At 71.3% G+C, this 14,300-nt stretch carries 12 protein-coding genes; 11 read left to right on the forward strand and 1 reads right to left on the reverse strand.

Translation table 11 applies throughout. The features are described 5' to 3' along the window. Window positions 1–22 precede the first annotated feature (22 nt). The 11 genes from P8S73_RS06020 (at window position 23) to cls (ending at window position 12,988) form a co-directional block, all read left to right on the forward strand. Window positions 23–3,232: a DNA polymerase III subunit gamma and tau gene (locus P8S73_RS06020; RefSeq protein ID WP_135010712.1), complete on the forward strand. Its 3,210-nt coding sequence runs from the start codon at window positions 23–25 to the stop codon at window positions 3,230–3,232. Window positions 3,233–3,401: 169 nt separating this feature from the next. Continuing rightward, window positions 3,402–4,007 carry a recombination mediator RecR gene (gene recR, locus P8S73_RS06025; RefSeq protein WP_012397356.1) on the forward strand — a complete coding sequence of 202 codons (606 nt, stop codon included), beginning with the start codon at window positions 3,402–3,404 and terminating at the stop codon, window positions 4,005–4,007. 151 nt (window positions 4,008–4,158) lie between these two features. Continuing rightward, on the forward strand, window positions 4,159–5,445 hold the full coding sequence (locus P8S73_RS06030; RefSeq protein WP_135010711.1) for an aspartate kinase: 1,287 nt from the start codon (window positions 4,159–4,161) through the stop codon (window positions 5,443–5,445). A gap of 16 nt (window positions 5,446–5,461) precedes the next feature. After that, window positions 5,462–5,935, forward strand: coding sequence for a MarR family winged helix-turn-helix transcriptional regulator (locus P8S73_RS06035; RefSeq protein WP_396350251.1), 474 nt, complete (start codon window positions 5,462–5,464; stop codon window positions 5,933–5,935). After that, complete coding sequence (locus P8S73_RS06040; RefSeq protein ID WP_070637006.1) at window positions 5,928–6,839, forward strand: 3-methyladenine DNA glycosylase; 912 nt, start codon at window positions 5,928–5,930, stop codon at window positions 6,837–6,839. Before P8S73_RS06035 ends, P8S73_RS06040 begins: the two co-directional genes overlap by 8 nt. Continuing rightward, window positions 6,836–7,195, forward strand: a complete 360-nt coding sequence (locus tag P8S73_RS06045; protein WP_135010710.1) for a Rieske 2Fe-2S domain-containing protein — start codon at window positions 6,836–6,838, stop codon at window positions 7,193–7,195. Before P8S73_RS06040 ends, P8S73_RS06045 begins: the two co-directional genes overlap by 4 nt. 207 nt (window positions 7,196–7,402) lie before the next feature. Then, the gene (purS, locus tag P8S73_RS06050) at window positions 7,403–7,660 is read left to right on the forward strand and encodes a phosphoribosylformylglycinamidine synthase subunit PurS (RefSeq protein ID WP_019309891.1); all 258 of its coding nucleotides are present in this window, start codon (window positions 7,403–7,405) and stop codon (window positions 7,658–7,660) included. Between the two features lie 2 nt (window positions 7,661–7,662). Then, the gene (purQ, locus tag P8S73_RS06055) at window positions 7,663–8,454 is read left to right on the forward strand and encodes a phosphoribosylformylglycinamidine synthase subunit PurQ (protein ID WP_135010709.1); all 792 of its coding nucleotides are present in this window, start codon (window positions 7,663–7,665) and stop codon (window positions 8,452–8,454) included. Between the two features lie 173 nt (window positions 8,455–8,627). Next, entirely contained in the window at window positions 8,628–10,925 is a 2,298-nt protein-coding gene (purL, locus tag P8S73_RS06060; protein WP_145000116.1) for a phosphoribosylformylglycinamidine synthase subunit PurL, read from the forward strand. A 41-nt stretch (window positions 10,926–10,966) separates the two neighbouring features. Continuing rightward, complete coding sequence (locus tag P8S73_RS06065; protein ID WP_102613961.1) at window positions 10,967–11,488, forward strand: GNAT family N-acetyltransferase; 522 nt, start codon at window positions 10,967–10,969, stop codon at window positions 11,486–11,488. 9 nt (window positions 11,489–11,497) lie between these two features. Then, window positions 11,498–12,988: a cardiolipin synthase gene (gene cls / locus P8S73_RS06070; protein ID WP_396350252.1), complete on the forward strand. Its 1,491-nt coding sequence runs from the start codon at window positions 11,498–11,500 to the stop codon at window positions 12,986–12,988. Between the two features lie 241 nt (window positions 12,989–13,229). On the opposite strand, the gene P8S73_RS06075 is transcribed toward cls, so the two are convergent. Further along, a complete protein-coding gene (locus P8S73_RS06075; protein ID WP_121566439.1) occupies window positions 13,230–14,294 on the reverse strand; it encodes an alcohol dehydrogenase in 1,065 nt (354 codons plus the stop codon). Between the last annotated feature and the right edge of the window lie 6 nt (window positions 14,295–14,300).

Consider the following 14,300-nt stretch of genomic DNA (forward strand, 5'->3'; position numbering starts at 1 on the left):
GACCCCCGCTAGAGTCTTGTCTGTGACTACCGCCCTGTACCGCCGCTACCGCCCGGAGACCTTCGAGGACGTCATCGGTCAGGAGCATGTGACCGAGCCGCTGATGACCGCGCTGCGCAAGAACAGGGTCAACCACGCCTACCTCTTCTCCGGACCCCGGGGCTGTGGCAAGACCACGTCCGCCCGCATCCTCGCCCGCTGCCTGAACTGCGCCGAGGGGCCCACGGCCACCCCGTGCGGACGGTGCGAGTCCTGCCAGGACCTGGCCCGGGACGGTGCCGGCTCGCTGGACGTCATCGAGATGGACGCCGCCTCCCACGGCGGCGTGGACCACGCGCGTGACCTCCGGGAGCGCGCCACCTTCGCACCCGTACGGGACCGCTACAAGATCTTCATCATCGACGAGGCCCACATGGTCACGCGCGAGGGCTTCAACGCGCTGCTGAAGATCGTGGAGGAGCCGCCGGAGCACGTGAAGTTCATCTTCGCCACCACGGAACCCTCCAAGGTGCTCACCACCATCCGCTCCCGCACGCACCACTACCCCTTCCGGCTGGTGCCGCCCGAGCCCCTCATGCGCTACCTCGAGCAGCTGTGCCAGGAGGAGGGCGTCACCACCGAACCCGGTGTGCTCTCCCTGGTGGTGCGCGCCGGTGGCGGGTCCGTGCGCGACTCGCTGTCCGTCCTGGACCAGCTCATGGCGGGCTCGGACGAGCGCGGGCTCACCTACGACCTCGCGGTCGCCCTGCTCGGCTACACCCACGCGGCTCTGCTGGACGACGTCGTTGACGCCTTCGCCGCCGGGGACGCCGCCACGGTGTTCTCCTCCGTGGACCGCGTGATCCAGACCGGGCAGGACCCGCGCCGCTTCGTGGAGGACCTCCTCGAGCGCTTCCGGGACCTCGTGGTGGTCAACGCCGTCCCGGATTCTGCCGCCAACATCCTGCACGGTATGCCCACGGACCAGATCAACCGCCTGCGCAACCAGGCCACCCAGCTGGGCGCCGCAGAACTCTCCCGCTCTGCGGACATCACCAACGAGGCGCTCAACGAGATGACGGGGGCCACCTCCCCGCAGCTGCACCTGGAGCTGCTGTGCGCCCGCATCCTGCTGCCCTCCGCGGACGACACCACCCGCGGCATCACCTCCCGCGTGGACCGGCTGGAGCGGCGCCTCAGCATCCCGCGGGGCGCCGGGATCCGGCAGGGCGGCCAGGAGGTGCCCGCTGCATCGGGAACGGTGGAGCAGAGCGACGCGCCCGCAGCTCACGCACCCGGTGCTCCCGAGATCGCACCCGTGGCCCCCGACGCGTCGTCGGACCCCGACTCCTCTGCGGCCCCCGCCCGTGAGCCCTCGGACCCGACGCCGTCCGGGCCCGTCCGGCAGGACGGCTCGGAACCGGGCCGCGCCGCCATGACCACACCGGACATCGCCGAGCCCTCGATCCCCGAGGACGAGGCGGAGGATCCGCAGGGCAGCGAGCACCCCGCCGCCGGCGAACCGGTCCCAGAGGGCGCCCGCGGTCCCCAGGGAAGTCACCCGCCCGCAGACGGCACCACGTCCGCCCCCGAAGCCGCAGCACAGAACAACGTGTCCGACCGGCCCCGTTCCGAACGCGAACGCGGTGGATCCGCCACGGGTCGTCCCGCCGGTCGAGACACCGCAGCAGCACAGGGGCAGCAGGCTGCTGCTTCTCAGCACGCCGAGCACTCCGGCGGGAACGACTCCGGCGGGGGCGACGCCGCCGCCAGTGACGTCACGAGCGGCGAGCTGGAGCTGCTGCGCTCCTCCTGGCCGGAGATCGTGTCCGCGCTCGCGGAGATCCGGCGTGTGGCCTGGGCCATCACGGTGCGCGGCACCCCCATCTCCTACGAGAACTCCACGCTGCGCATCGCCTTCGAGGGTGACGGCGACATCATGAACTTCCCCCGCTTCGAGGCAGACGTCCGCGCTGCCATCCAGAACGTGGTGGGTCTGGAGTGCGCGGTCGAGGCTGTGCGTCCCGGGGACACGAGGGGCCAGGGCGGCGGCGCGGACGGACCGTCCGCCGGCCCCGGGAAGGGCCCTGGTGGGCGAGGTCCAGCACCCCGCGCCCCTCGCGGCCCCTCTGCCACGGCCCCGTCGTCCCCCCAGGAGCAGCCGGACTACTTCCGGGAGCCGGAGGGCTTCGGAGTCAACCGACGACGGCAGGCACCGTCCTCCGATGAAGCGGGCCACGGGTCCCCGCAGGGACCGTCCGCGCCACCGTCCCGGGCGGGGGCCGGTGGGCAGCCAGCCCCACAGGAGCCGCAGCCGCGCGGGTCGCGCGCCTCCGACACCGCACCACCGGAGGACGACGAACCGGTCACCTCGTGGTCCGTGGCCGCGATCCCCCAGCCGGGCACCGAGTCCGGAGAGAGCCGAACGAGCTCCGAATCTCAGAGCACCCAGGCACCCCGGGAGCCCGGCCCCGCAGACACCGTGTCGTCCTCGGCGCCGCCGGTCGACTCGACGTCCGGGGCAGTCGAGGATCCCGGCACCGCCACAGGCCCCGATCCCCGGCCCGGAAACCCGGCACCGGACGGCTCCGGCGCCCCCACCGGTGAGCCCCTCGCCCGTGACGTTCGTGGGCGCCGCGCTCCGGGCGCGGCGGCCTTGGACGGGACCCAGGGAAGCGAGCAGGCAACCGGTTCCAAGAGCGGCGCGGTGGGGTCTGCTCATGTCCCCGACCCTCGGAACGGCGGCTCCGCAGGGGAAACCCGGGACGACGACGCACTGCGGCCCAGCCCTCACGGCGGGGGCTGGCAGGACCACGGCCCGTCGACCGCCCCTGCTCACCGCCCCTCCGCCGATCGCGGTCCCGAGTACTGGAGCCCCGAAGAACCGCCCCCTCCACCGGAGGACGAACCTCCGGCGGACATGTACGACGAGCCGAGCCCGTCGGCGTCGCCGGCGTCTGCGCCTGCCGCACCCTCCGAGGCCGCGGAGAGCTCCCCGGGCAGCACGGGCGGCCCGGGAACCCCGCGTCGCGGCTGGCGCGAGCGCCACGCGGCAGCCATCGCGGCGGCCAGCAGAGGATCCGCGAAGATCGCGCCGCCCAGCACCCGCAGCCCCGGCGTGGACGAGGAGAACTTCGTCCCGGGCGCGGACGACGAATCCCTGGAGGACTCGTCCCTGTACGGGAAGGCCGCGATCGAACGCATCCTGGGTGGGATGCTCATCGACGAGCGGGCGCACGACGCGAGCCAGTGACCCCGGCGCGCCACGGCGGCCCGCCCGGCACGACAGGACGCTACAGAGTGCCGCGCACCGAGCCACAGGGCCGCGTAGCCGCCCTCCCGCGACACTGCCCCGCCGCACCACCGTACGGTGACCCGCCGGCCCGCGGCTCCGGCCACCACCATCTTCCCGAAGGAGCACCGTGTACGAAGGACCGGTCCAAGACCTCATCGACGAGCTGGGACGCCTGCCCGGCGTGGGCCCCAAGTCCGCGCAGCGCATCGCGTTCCACCTGCTGGACGCGGACAAGGACGAGGTCCAGCAGCTCGTGGACGCCATCTCCACGGTGAAGACCTCCGTGTCCTTCTGCGTGATCTGCGGAAACGTGACCGAGCAGGAGGAGTGCGCCATCTGCCGGGACGCCCGCAGGGACCGCAGCGTGATCTGCGTGGTGGAGGAGTCCAAGGACGTGATGGCCATTGAGCGCACCCGCAGCTACCGCGGGCTCTACCACGTACTGGGCGGCGCCATCTCCCCGCTGCAGGGAGTGGGCCCGGACCAGCTGCGCATCCGGGAGCTGATGACCCGGCTGTCGGACGAGACAGTGCAGGAGATCGTCCTGGCCACGGACCCCAACCTCGAGGGCGAGGCCACGGCCACGTACCTGTCCCGGCTGCTGAAGACCCTGGGCATCCGAGTCACCCGTCTGGCCTCCGGGCTGCCGGTGGGCGGTGACCTGGAGTACGCGGACGAGGTCACACTGGGCCGCGCGTTCGAGGGCCGCACGGTGGTCTCGGAGGCCACGTAGGGCACCGCGCTGGCCCGCCGGACAGTGCGCCTGCCTGCCCGGAGCCGCCCCGTGATCCCGTGATCGGCGGTCCCCCGAACCAGTAGCATGGAGCAGAATCCCCGAGACCGCCCGCCCGCACAGGGCAGGTGCCCGTCCGCGAGAGGAATGCATGAGCCTCATTGTCCAGAAGTTCGGCGGCTCGTCGGTCGCCGATGCCGACGGCGTCCGCAGGGTCGCCCGGCGAGTGGCCGAGACCCGCAACGCCGGCAACCAGGTGGTCGTGGTCGTCTCCGCCATGGGCGACACCACCGACGACCTCCTGGACCTCGCCAACGAGGTGGCCCGCAAGCCACCCGCCCGCGAGCTGGACATGCTGCTGACCTCGGGTGAGCGGATCTCCATGGCGCTGCTGGCCATGGCCATCTCGGACCTCGGCGTCCCGGCGCAGTCCTTCACGGGCTCCCAGGCGGGCATGATCACGGACGGCGCCCACGGCGCGGCCAAGCTCGTGGAGGTCAGCCCGCTGCGGGTCCGGGAGGCCCTGGACAACGACAACGTGGCGATCATTGCCGGTTTCCAGGGCATGAACCGGTCTTCTAAGGACATCACCACGCTCGGCCGTGGCGGCTCGGACACCACCGCCGTGGCGCTGGCCGCAGCCCTGAAGGCGGACGTGTGCGAGATCTACTCGGACGTGGACGGCGTGTACTCCGCAGATCCGCGCATCGTGCCCTCGGCCCAGAAGCTGGACCGGGTCTCCTCGGAGGAGATGCTGGAACTGGCGGCGAACGGCGCCAAGATCCTGCACCTGCGCTGCGTGGAGTACGCCCGCCGCTTCAACGTCCCGCTGCACGTCCGCTCGTCCTTCACCCACAACGAGGGCACCTGGGTCCTGCCCAGCCCCGACGAGATCCTCACTCCCCAGAAGGAGATCCCCTTGGAACAGCCGCTGATCGCCGGTATCGCTCATGATCGCAGCCAGGCCAAGATCACGATCGTGGGCGCGCCGGACCACCCGGGCATCGCCTCACGGATCTTCCGCCTGCTCGCGGACTCCGAGGTGTACGTGGACATGATCGTGCAGAACGTCTCCACCGGCGAGCACCCGCTCACGGACGTGTCCTTCACCCTGGACGAGTCCCAGGGCACGCTGGCCATGAACCTGCTGCGCGCCGCCGAGGAGAAGATCGGCTACACCCGCCTGGACTACAACAGCGAGGTGGGCAAACTGTCGCTGGTGGGGGCGGGCATGAAGACGAACACGGGCGTGGCCTTCCAGTTCTTCCAGGCGCTCGCGGACGCGAACATCAATGTGGACATGATCTCCACGTCCGAGGTCCGCATCTCGATCGTGACCTCCGTGGACAAGCTCGACGAGGCCGTGCGCGCCGTCCACACGGCCTTCGACCTGGACTCCAGCGAGGAAGCGACCGTCTACGGGGGCACGGGGCGCTGACCCCTGCGCACCTGCCATGACCACACGCCCCACGCCTGCCGAGGACCCGCTGGCCCTGTCCAACCAGCTGTGCTTCTCCCTGTCCGTGGCCTCGCGCATGGTGGTGCACAGCTACCGCCCGGTCCTGGAGCCGCTGGGTCTGACCCACCCGCAGTACCTGGTGATGCTGACCCTGTGGGACCGCCACCCGCGCACGGTCAAGGACCTGGGTGAGCACCTCATGCAGGATTCCGCCACACTGTCCCCGCTCCTCAAGCGCCTGGAGGCCCGCGGGCTCATCACCCGGGAGCGGGATCCGGGCAACGAGCGGGCGCTCGCCGTGACCGTCACCCCGGAGGGCGCGGCGCTGCGGGAGCGTGCCGTGCAGGTCCCGGAGGAGATGATGCGCCGGCTGCGGGTCACCGCGGAACAGGTGCAGCGGCTCAACGAGGAGATGCACCTGCTGATCGCCACCGCACAGGAGAACGAGGAGGACGGCACCCGTGCGTGAGGTCCTCAGCCGGGAGCAGTGGACCCGGAGGGAACGGGCCCACCAGGACCGGGTCTCCCGCTGGACGGAGCCGTTCCTGGAGCGCCGTTCCCGCGGGGAGAAGCACCCCGTGGAGGACTTCCTCTTCACCTACTACACGCTCTCCCCCGCGCAGTTCACCCGCTGGCACCCGGGCCCCGGGGTCGTCCTGCTCGACGCCCCGGAGCGTGCGGACTGGAAGTTCTACCGCCCCGCCACCGCCGCGGAGCTGGCCGCCACCGTGGCTGTACGGGAGGCCGCGAGCGGCGTCGTCGTGGATGCGGACGCTTTCCTGGCCAAGCGTGAGACGGCGGTGAAGTTCACACGCGAGATCCTGGCGAACACGGCCGGGAAGACCGGCACGTTCGACTGCTTCGGGCTGCACGAGTGGGCCATGGCCTACCGCGCGGACGAGAACGGAGTGCGCCACGAGAACGCGGCGCTGCGCCTGGGCGCGAGCGGCACCGATGCCGTGGTTGAAGGGCACCGGATCCGGTGCTCGCACTTCGACGCGTTCCGCTTCTTCCAGCCGCAGGCCGTGGAGCGCAACGAGCTGCAGCCCACGCGCGAGGCCCAGCGCACCATGGAGCAGCCGGGGTGCCTGCACGCGAGCATGGACCTCTACAAGTGGGCGTACAAGCTGCTGCCCGCGGTGGACTCGGAGCTGCTCGCGGACTGCTTCGAGCTCGCGTGGGACGTGCGCGTCACGGACATGGAGGCCTCCCCCTACGACCTCGCGGACTGGGGCTACGAGCCCGTGCGGATCGAGACCACCGAGGGCAAGGCCGAGTACGTGCGGCGGCAGCGCGCGTTCGCCGCACGCGGCACCGCGCTGCGGCAGCGCCTCGTCGCCGCCACGGACCGCATTCTGGCGGCCGCCGCGTGAGCTGGCAGCAGGTTCCCGACGCCGCCGCGGCCGCCAGCGCGCTCGCGGCCCCGTCCAGCGCGGTCCCGGTGCGCGTGGGGGACGCCGCCCTGGTCCTCACACGGGACGCGGCCGGAACCCTGCGGGCCCTGTCGAACGAGTGCCCGCACCAGGGCGCCACCGTGTGCCGCTCGGCGGAGCAGGGCGCCGATGCGCTGGAATGCCCCAACCACTACTGGGTCTTCGACCTCGCGGGCACGTTCCAGGGATCCCGGCTGGCCCTGGACATGGGCCGCACCGCGCCCCCGGACCCGGCCAAGAACCTGCCGGAGGTCCCGTGCCGGGAGGTGGCCGGTCTCGTCGAGGTGAACGTGTGAGCCCCGCGCCGGCTCTCCCCGGGGTGGGCCGGAAATCGAGAGTTGCGGTCCGCTGATGCCGCAGCGGGTCGCGGGCACCCACTAAAGTGGGGAGCGCAAGCTCGCGGAGCGTCGTCGTCGCCTGGGGAGGACCCCGGACGCGCCCGGCGTGAGACGGCACCGACTCCGCGCGCCCCACAGTTCCCACACCGCGTACAGGAGCGTTCCATGGCCCGAATCGTCGTCGACGTCATGCCCAAGCCGGAGATCCTCGACCCGCAGGGCAAGGCCATTGCGAACGAGCTGCCCCGCATCGGTCTCAGCGGCTTCACCGAGGTCCGCCAGGGCCGCCGCTTCGAGCTCACCGTGGAGGGCGAGGCCACCGAGCAGGTGCTCGCGCAGGCCCGCGAGGCAGCGGAGAAGCTGCTCTCCAACCCGGTGATCGAGGACGTGGTCAACGTCAGCGCACTGCCCGAGGAGCACTGAGCGTGGCCCAGAACCTGAGCCCCGAGCAGACGCCCCTGGTGGCGGACCTCTCCCAGCCCGCCCCGGACTCCCGCCTCGCGGCCGTGCGCGTGGGCGTGGTGACCTTCCCCGGGACCCTGGACGACCGCGACGCCGCCCGCGCCGTGGAGATCGCCGGCGGCACCGCTGTGCCGCTGTGGTACGCGGAAGAGGACCTGCAGGGCGTGGACGCCGTGGTTCTGCCCGGCGGCTTCTCCTACGGCGACTACCTCCGGGCCGGTGCGATCGCGCGCTTCGCCCCGCTCATGGACAAGATCGTGGACGCGTCGGGCGCGGACGGCGGGATGCCCGTGCTCGGCATCTGCAACGGCTTCCAGGTGCTCACCGAGGCGCACCTGCTGCCCGGGTCCATGATCAAGAACGAGCAGCTGAAGTTCATCTGCCGGGACCAGCGCCTGCGCGTGGAGAACGCGGACACCGCGTGGACCGGTCGCTTCACGGCCGGCCAGGAGATCGTGGTGCCGCTGAAGAACCAGGACGGTCAGTACGTGGCGGACCAGCGCACCCTGGACGAGCTCGAGGCCGAGCACCGCGTGGTTTTCCGCTACACGGGCGGCAACCCCAACGGCTCCCGCAACGACATCGCCGGGATCACCAACGCGCAGGGCAACGTGGTGGGGCTCATGCCGCACCCCGAGCACGCCGTGGAGCCCGGTTTCGGCGCGGACCTCTCCGGCGCCGGCACCGTGGGGATGCGCGAGGGCACGGACGGGCTGGACGTGTTCGTCTCCGTCCTGGAGCGCCTGACCCGCTGACGCACGACGACGCCGCGGACCTGGGCGGCGTCGTCGTGCCGCAGCGCACGGCAGGCCAACCTCCCCTCCTCCGCGAGCGGGCCACCGCCGCCGCGCAGCACCCACCAGCCACCACGAACCGGCGTGAGCGCACCTCACGCCCCACCCGTTCACGTAAGGGACCCGCAGACGTCATGAGTGAAACGCACTTCAACCTGGACACCGTGGAGCACGCCACCTCCACCCCGGACACCGAGCTGCCCTGGGCCGAGCTGGGCCTGAACGAGGCCGAGTTCGAGCGCATCAAGGAGATCCTGGGCCGCCGCCCCACCGCGGCGGAGCTGGCCATGTACTCCGTGATGTGGTCCGAGCACTGCTCCTACAAGTCCTCCAAGGTGCACCTGCGCCAGTTCGGCGAGAAGGTCACGGACGAGATGCGCCAGAACCTCATGGTGGGCATCGGGGAGAACGCCGGTGTCACGGACATCGGGGACGGCTGGGCCGTGACGTTCAAGATCGAGTCCCACAACCACCCGTCCTACGTGGAGCCCTACCAGGGTGCGGCCACGGGCGTGGGCGGGATCGTGCGGGACATCATCTCCATGGGCGCCCGCCCCGTGGCCGTGATGGACCCGCTGCGCTTCGGCGCGATCGACCACCCGGACACCCAGCGCGTGGTGCACGGGATCGTGGCTGGCGTGGGCGGCTACGGCAACTCGCTGGGGCTGCCGAACATCGGTGGCGAGGTGGAGTTCGACCCCTGCTACCAGGGCAACCCCCTGGTCAACGCGCTGGCCGTGGGCGTGATGCGCCACGAGGACATCCGCCTGGCCAACGCCTCCGGCACGGGCAACAGGGTGGTGCTCTTCGGAGCGCGCACCGGCGGTGACGGCATCGGCGGCGCGTCCGTGCTGGCGTCGGAGTCCTTCGACGACTCCAAGCCCTCCAAGCGCCCCGCCGTGCAGGTGGGTGACCCCTTCGCGGAGAAGGTGCTCATCGAGTGCTGCCTGGAGCTGTTCAAGTCCTCCCTGGTGGAGGGCATCCAGGACCTCGGGGCGGCGGGCATCTCCTGCGCCACCTCCGAGCTGGCCTCCAACGGGGACGGCGGGATGCGGGTGAACCTGGACGAGGTGCTGCTGCGCGATCCCTCGCTGACCCCGGGTGAGATCCTCATGTCCGAGTCCCAGGAGCGGATGATGGCCGTGGTCACCCCCGAGAAGGTCGAGGCCTTCGAGGCGGTCATGGACCGGTGGGACGTGGAGTACTCGTGGATCGGCGAGGTCACGGACACCGGCCGGCTGGTGATCGACTACCACGGCGAGGTGATCGTGGACGTGGATCCGCGCACCGTGGCCCACGACGGCCCCGTCTACGAGCGCCCCTATGACCGCCCCGCGTCCCAGGACGCCCTGCAGGAAGCGCACTTCACCGGCTCCCCCGAGGACGCCGCGCGCCCGTCCGGCGCGGAGCTCGGCCCCGCGCTGCTCGAGCTGATGGCCTCCCCCAACCTGTGCTCCAAGGAGTGGGTCACCAGCCAGTACGACCGCTACGTGCAGGGCAACACGGCCATGGCCATGCCCGACGACGCCGGCGTGGTCCGCGTGGACGAGCGCAGCAACCTGGGCGTGGCCCTGTCCACCGACTCCAACGGCCGCTACACCCGCCTGGACCCGTACCACGGTGCCCAGCTCGCGCTCGCGCAGGCGTACCGCAACGTGGCCACCGCGGGCGCCCGCCCCGTGGCGGTCTCCGACTGCCTGAACTTCGGCTCCCCCGAGGACCCGGACGTGATGTGGCAGTTCGCGGAGGCCGTGCGAGGTCTCGCGGACGGCTGCCAGGCCATTGGCGTGCCTGTCACGGGCGGCAACGTGTCCCTCTACAACCAGACGGGCGGTGTGGCCATCAACCCCACCCCGGTGGTGGCCATGATGGGCGTGTTCGACGACGTCACGCGCCGCACCCCCTCGGGCTGGCGCGAGGACGGCCAGGCGATCTACCTCATGGGAGAGACCGCGGACGAGCTGGACGGCTCCGAATGGGCACGCATCCGCGGCCACCTGGGCGGCACGCCCCCGCGCGTGGACCTGGACCGGGAGCGCGTGCTCGCGGACATGCTGATCAACATGTCCCGGGACGGCATGATCGACGCCGCGCACGACGTCGCCGAGGGCGGGCTCGCCGCCACGCTCGCCGAGATGGCCCTGCGCTTCGGCGTGGGCGCCCGGATCGGGCTCGGGGAGGTGGCCGAGCGGGACGGGCTGGACCTGTTCACGCTGCTGTTCTCGGAAACCCAGGCGCGCGCCGTCGTGAGCGTGCCGCGCTCCGAGGAGGTCCGCTTCCGGGACATGTGCACCGTGCGCAACTATCCTTTCGCAAGGATCGGCGTGGTGGACACCGAGAACGGCTCCCTGGACGTCCAGGGCGAGTTCGCGGTGCCGCTGGACGAGCTGCGGACGGCCCACGAGGCCACGCTGCCGCGGCACTTCGGCTGATCCCCGCGAGTGCGCGGGCGGCACGAGAGACTCTGGAGGGAATGGGCATGCTGGACGAGCTGCCGGGCGCCGAGCCCCCGGCCCCGATAGTCACGCAGCGGCTGGAGCTGCGACCGTTCACGCGGGACGAGCTGGAGGCCGTCGCGGCAGGGAACGGGATGCCCCACTTCGCGCAGGGTTTTCCCTCCGCTCAGAACCAGGACTGGGCGCGGGACGCCCTGGCCGCCGGGGAGCACTTCTTCACCGAGTCCCGGTGCGCCCAGCGCGCCGTGGTGGAGCGCTCCTCGGGGCAGGTCGTCGGTGCGGCGGGGTTCGCCGGTCCCGCCATGGACCACGAGCTCGAGGTCGAGGGCTCGCTGGTGCCGCAGCTGCGGGGCCAGGGGCTCGCGTCCGAGGCGCTGCGCGCGCTGCTCGAGGAGGCGTTCGAGGATCCCGACGTGCGAGCGGTCCAGGCCTCGGTGCCCACGGGCGAGCACCCCGCACACCACGTCCTCGCGCGGTGCGGCTTCCAGCCGGTGCCCTCCGACGGGTCGGAGGACTCCTACCGCCTGCCGCGCCCCTGAGCCTCTCCCGTGAGCCCCTGGATACCCTTCAACCTGCTGCCCGCGGACACCCTGCCCGAGTGGATCCTGGTGGCCCTCGCGGGGCTGGACCTGCTGCTCAAGATCGTGGCTCTGGGCTGGATCCCCCACCGGCGCCGCCCGTCCGTGGCGCTCGCGTGGCTGCTGGCCATCTTCCTGGTGCCGTACGCGGGGATCGTGCTGTTCCTGGTGCTCGGCTCCGCCCGCCTGCCGCGCAAGCGCATGGAGCAGCAGGCTCGGATGAACCACGTGATCCAGGAGAACACTCCCCCGGGGGTGGTCGTGGACCGCGAGCTGGAGCGCTACCCCCAGTGGGTGCGCACCACGGCGGAGCTCAACCAGAACCTGGGTGCGCTGCCCATGGTGGGCGGCAACCACTTCGAGATCCTTCCTGACAACCACGAGAACATGGCGCGGATGGCCGCGGACGTGGACGCCGCCACGGACTACGTGCACTTCGAGTTCTACATCGTGGCCGTGGACCAGGTCTCCCGCGACCTGCTCAACGCCCTGATCCGGGCCCACGAGCGGGGCGTGCGCGTGCGCATCCTCATCGACCACGTGGGCTCCCTGGGCTACCCGGGCTACGCCGAGCTGGTCAAGGAGTTCGACCGCTGCGGTGTGCCGTGGCGCCGCATGCTGCCCATCCGCCCGTGGCGCGGGGAGTGGCAGCGCCCGGACCTGCGCAACCACCGCAAGATCCTGGTGGTGGACGGGCGGGTGGCCCACACGGGCTCGCAGAACATCATCCACCGCTCGTACAACAAGCGGAAGAACATCCGGAAGGGCCGCCAGTGGCGTGACCTCATGATCCGCTGCACCGGCGCCGTGGTCACGGAGCTCAACGCCGTGTTCGTCTCCGACTGGTACTCCGAGACGGACGACCTGCTGCTGGACGAGTCCCCCTCCGCCCTGGAGCCGAGCCCCGGGCCCGCGTACGCGCAGGTGGTCCCCTCCGGGCCCGGCTTCGAGACCGAGAACAACCTGCGGCTGTTCAACCACCTGATCTACAACGCCAACCGCCGGGTGGTGATCTCCAGCCCGTACTTCGTGCCGGACGAGTCCCTGCTCCACGCCCTCACCACGGAGGCGCAGGCCGGGGTGCAGATCCAGCTGTTCGTGGGAGAGACCTCGGACCAGTTCCTCGCGCAGCACGCCCAGAACTCGTACTACTCCGAGCTGGCGCGCGCCGGTGTGGAGATCTACCGCTACAGCTCCCCCACGGTGCTGCACGCCAAGTTCGTGCTCGTGGACGACATCGTCTCCGTGATCGGCTCCTCCAACATGGACGAGCGTTCCTTCGCCCTGGACCTCGAGGTCTCCGTGATGATCGTGGACCGGGAGTTCCGCGCCCGCATGGAGCGCGTGGTCGAGGACTTCACGGCGTGCTCCATGCTCCTGGACGTGGCCGCGTGGGAGCAGCGCTCCCTGGGGCGCAAGTACGTGGAGAACATCTGCCGCCTCACCTCCGGCCTGCTCTGACACCACCCCGGACGACGACGCCGCACGGCCGGGTGGGCACAGTCCGTCCCCTCGGCGCCGCCCACTCCGTGCCGCCCACTCGGAGCCGGGCGGCCCGGGTGCGGCATGGGGAAGCCGGGCCGCGCTGGGGTGTGCCCGCGTGCGCGTTCCGCGCCCGGGTGCGCGAACGCCGTCGCCGACCCGTGAGATCGGGGCGGCGACGGCGTCGTCGTGCGGCACGGCTCTGTGCCTGGGGCCGAGGTCAGTCCGCGACGAGCACCGCGCGGCCGTTGAGCGTGCGGTTGCGCAGGCCGTCCAGGGACGCGTTGACCTGCTCTGCGCTGAGCGGAACCTCCACGATGGGCGGCCGGGGCAGCTCCACGTCCTGGGCGAGCTTCACGAGCTCCTTGAGCTCCGGGAGACTGCCCACGAAGTTGCCACGGATGTTCAGCAGGTTGAACGCGGCGAGCGCGGTGGGGAACTGGTACTGGCCGCCGAACAGGCCCACGCTCACCAGGGTGCCGCCGTTGGCCATGGCGAACAGTGCGGCGTTGGAGGTGTCCCCGTTGTTGACCAGGTCGATCGCCGCGGCGATCTTCTCGCCGCCGGCCGCGACGATGTCCTTGTGGGGTGCCTCGCCACCCGCGACCACGGTGGCCGTGGCACCCATTGCGGTGGCGTTCTCCAGTGCCTTCTCGCTCATGTCCACCGCCACGATGTTCTCGTGGCCCAGGGCCTTCAGCAGCGCAATGGTCATGAGCCCCACGCCACCGGCGCCGATGACCGCGACCGGCTTGTCCGCGGGGACCGGCATGATCTTCTGGATGGCCGAGTAGGACGTCAGCCCGGAGCAGGCCAGCGTGGCGCCGAAGGACGGGTCGATGTCCCCCAGTGGCACCAGGTAGCGGTCCCCGGGAACCAGGACCTCCTCCGCGTAGCCGCCGTTCAGTGCCACCGAGAGGTTGCGCTTGGCGCCGCTGCAGTAGTTCTCGCGGTCCTCCTGGCAGGCCTGGCACTCACCGCAGCCGACCCAGGGGTAGACGATGTACTTGGTCTCCCCCGGCTGCACCGTGGCCTCCGGGCCCACTTCCACCACCTCTCCCACGATCTCGTGGCCCAACACCACCGGGTACTGTGCGCCCGAGGCGGTCAGCTCGCGACGCCCCGCGCTGCCCAGGTCGAAGTACCCGTCCTGGCAGTGGACGTCCGAGTGGCACACCCCCGAGTTCGTGACGCGGACCAGCACCTCGGAACCCGTGAGCTGGGGCTTCTCCAGCTCGATCTCCTCCGCCGGCGCACCGGGTTCTGCGTGACCGAAAACCTTCATGGCTGA

The sequence above is a fragment of the Kocuria sp. ChxB genome (genome assembly GCF_044359605.1).
GTDB lineage: Bacteria > Actinomycetota > Actinomycetes > Actinomycetales > Micrococcaceae > Kocuria > Kocuria rhizophila.

Excerpts from the sequence above, each read along its gene's own strand:
- P8S73_RS06035 (WP_396350251.1), top strand. The coding sequence starts at position 5,462 with ATGACCACACGCCCCACGCCTGCCGAGGACCCGCTGGCCCTGTCCAAC.
- purL (WP_145000116.1), top strand. The coding sequence starts at position 8,628 with ATGAGTGAAACGCACTTCAACCTGGACACCGTGGAGCACGCCACCTCC.
- purS (WP_019309891.1), top strand. The coding sequence starts at position 7,403 with ATGGCCCGAATCGTCGTCGACGTCATGCCCAAGCCGGAGATCCTCGAC.
- P8S73_RS06030 (WP_135010711.1), top strand. The coding sequence starts at position 4,159 with ATGAGCCTCATTGTCCAGAAGTTCGGCGGCTCGTCGGTCGCCGATGCC.
- P8S73_RS06075 (WP_121566439.1), bottom strand. The coding sequence starts at position 14,294 with ATGAAGGTTTTCGGTCACGCAGAACCCGGTGCGCCGGCGGAGGAGATC.
- P8S73_RS06065 (WP_102613961.1), top strand. The coding sequence starts at position 10,967 with ATGGGCATGCTGGACGAGCTGCCGGGCGCCGAGCCCCCGGCCCCGATA.